At 74.9% G+C, this 2,144-nt stretch carries 1 protein-coding gene and 1 pseudogene; both read right to left on the bottom strand.

Annotated elements, in window-relative coordinates; all coding sequences use genetic code 11:
• Window positions 1-1,207, bottom strand: a pseudogene (locus tag GOHSU_RS14760) (sacsin N-terminal ATP-binding-like domain-containing protein); the annotation flags it as partial.
• Window positions 1,182-1,973 (bottom strand): DUF3027 domain-containing protein, encoded by a 792-nt coding sequence (locus GOHSU_RS14755; protein WP_005943439.1) that lies wholly within the window; start codon window positions 1,971-1,973, stop codon window positions 1,182-1,184. The pseudogene GOHSU_RS14760 and the gene GOHSU_RS14755, both read right to left, overlap by 26 nt.
• Window positions 1,974-2,144: the final 171 nt, after the last annotated feature.

Here is a 2,144-nt window from a genome sequence, read left to right as displayed (position 1 = left end):
CGCGCAGCAGGGCCGCCAGCGCATCGGTGAGCCCGGGCAGCAGCCAGGTCCGGTCCGGGCGCAGCCGGCCGCCGTCGGCGGCGGGCACCCAGGCGGTGGCGAGGAGTTCGGCGGTGATCGCCTCCCGCAGGATCGCGTCGTCGCGGCCACCGCCGAGCGCGGGTTCGGGGACCAGCAGGTGCGCCTGCTGCGGCGAGGCCAGCTGCACCAGATCGGTGTATCCGGCCGCGGCGGTCGCCAGATCGGCGCCGGGATCCAGGCCGCGGCGGTCCGGGGTGAGCGGCAGGTCGGTGATCAGCCGGGCCGGCAGGGTCAACGCGATCTCGGTCGGGGTCGGGCTGCGCAGGACATCGGCGGTCAGGGGCCGGATCCGCCACGGGGCACCGGGCCGGACGGGCGGGTCCACCGGCACCAGCCACCGGTTGCCGCCGGCACCGGCGGTCAGCCAGTGCGCGATGGGGGCACCGTCGCAGTCGACGGTCACCACGGCCTCGTGGGTGCGGCGCGTCAGATGCTCGTCCGCCACGGTGATCGAGGCCAGGGCGGGGAGTTCCAGCAGCAGGTCTGGGGCCTGTGTGCGCGCCTGGGCCACCAGTTCTGCGGCCTGTGCGGCGTCGGCGCAGTGCAGCACCACCTCGGTGGCGAACCCCTCCGGCGGGGACCCGGGGATCGGCCAGGCCAGCCGCTGGGCGGGTACCTGCGCTGTGCCCGCGGCGGCCGCGGTCCGGGCGCGGTCGAAGGTGATCGACCCGGTCTGCGAGAGGATGTCGACGCGGTCGGCGAACGACGTCGCCCGAAAGCCCACCCCGAACCGGCCGACCGGCCCGGCCGGCATCGGATCGGATGCGTGTTCGGCGGCCGCGCTCTGTGCGGGCGGCCGCATCTTGGGTGAGACGCGCAGCGCGGTCAGTGCCCGGACACCGGCCACCGTCAGCGGCGCGCCGGTGTTGGCCACCCGCAGCAGGGCGCCGTCGGCGCGGATCTGCAGGGTGCCGGCGAGGCCGTCGGCGGTGGCCGCATCGGCGGCGTTGGCGGCCAGCTCGGTCAGCCAGCGGTCGCGGTAGCCGATCCGGCGCAGATCCGCCTCGGCGGCGACGTCCTCGGCCAGCCGGGTCGGCGAGTCCCGCCAGCCGGCCAGCGTGGCCGTGCGCAGTGCGGCGGTGCCGAAGGGGTCCGGCAGGTCAGCCGGCGCTGTTGGCGGTGTCATCGCGGTTCACGATCTCCACCGCGCCGTCGTCGTAGGCCGCGTAGGCCGGACTGCCCTGACCGCCGGGCGGCATCGGGGTGTCCGAATGGGCCCCGCAGCCGTATTCGGCGGAGACGACGGCACCATCGGCGCCGAACTCGTTGGCGCAGACCCCGAAGGCCCCGTGCAGGGCACCGGCCAGCGGCAGATAGAAGCCGCATGTCGCACAGGTGTAGCGGGCCGCGCGGGCCATCGCCGACTCCGGACCGTGGTCGCCGTCGTACCAGCGCTGGGCCGCCTCGGCCCGCCCCTCCTGAGACAGCAGGCGTTTGCGGCCCAGCCCGATCTCGGCGTCCACCTGCCCCACCTGATCGCGGTCGATCGGATCGATATCACCGGTGTCGTACTGGCCGGGCACCAGGCGCGGATCGTCCGGCGGTGCGGCCAGCAGATCGCCGGCACCCAGATCTCCGGCGGAGACGCGGTCGGACCAGGGCACCCACTCCGGGGAGAGCAGTGCACCGTCGCCGGGCAGCAGCACCACCTCCGAGACGGTCACCTCCTCGGACCCGGGGGCACCGGCCAGCACCACGCACCAGCGCCAGCCGACATAGCCGGGCACCTGGGCGCCGAAGTAGTGCGAGACGGCCCACTGGTCCTCGACACGGGTTCCCAGGTGGTCACCGGGCTGCTCACCATCGGCCACCAGTACATCCCGGGCGATCTGTACCGCCTGCTCCAGCAGGTCCGTCTGCGCTGCGACACTCACCCCTCCAGTGTGCCGCATCGGTCCTCCCCGCGAGCCCATCGGCCCCATCGACGGCCGATAGGGAACAATCGATGTCGTGACTTCCCGGCCCCCACGCGACACTCCGCCCCCTCCCGGCGGCCCGTCACGCCCCCGCCGGCCGCAGCCGCCGCCTGGCCGCGGCGTCCATCCCGGCCAGTCGCGGTATCC

It is taken from the genome of Gordonia hirsuta DSM 44140 = NBRC 16056, from assembly GCF_000333015.1.
Classification (GTDB): domain Bacteria; phylum Actinomycetota; class Actinomycetes; order Mycobacteriales; family Mycobacteriaceae; genus Gordonia; species Gordonia hirsuta.
The sequence above is the reverse complement of the archived record's forward strand: the minus strand, read 5'-3'. Positions and strand labels throughout refer to the sequence as shown.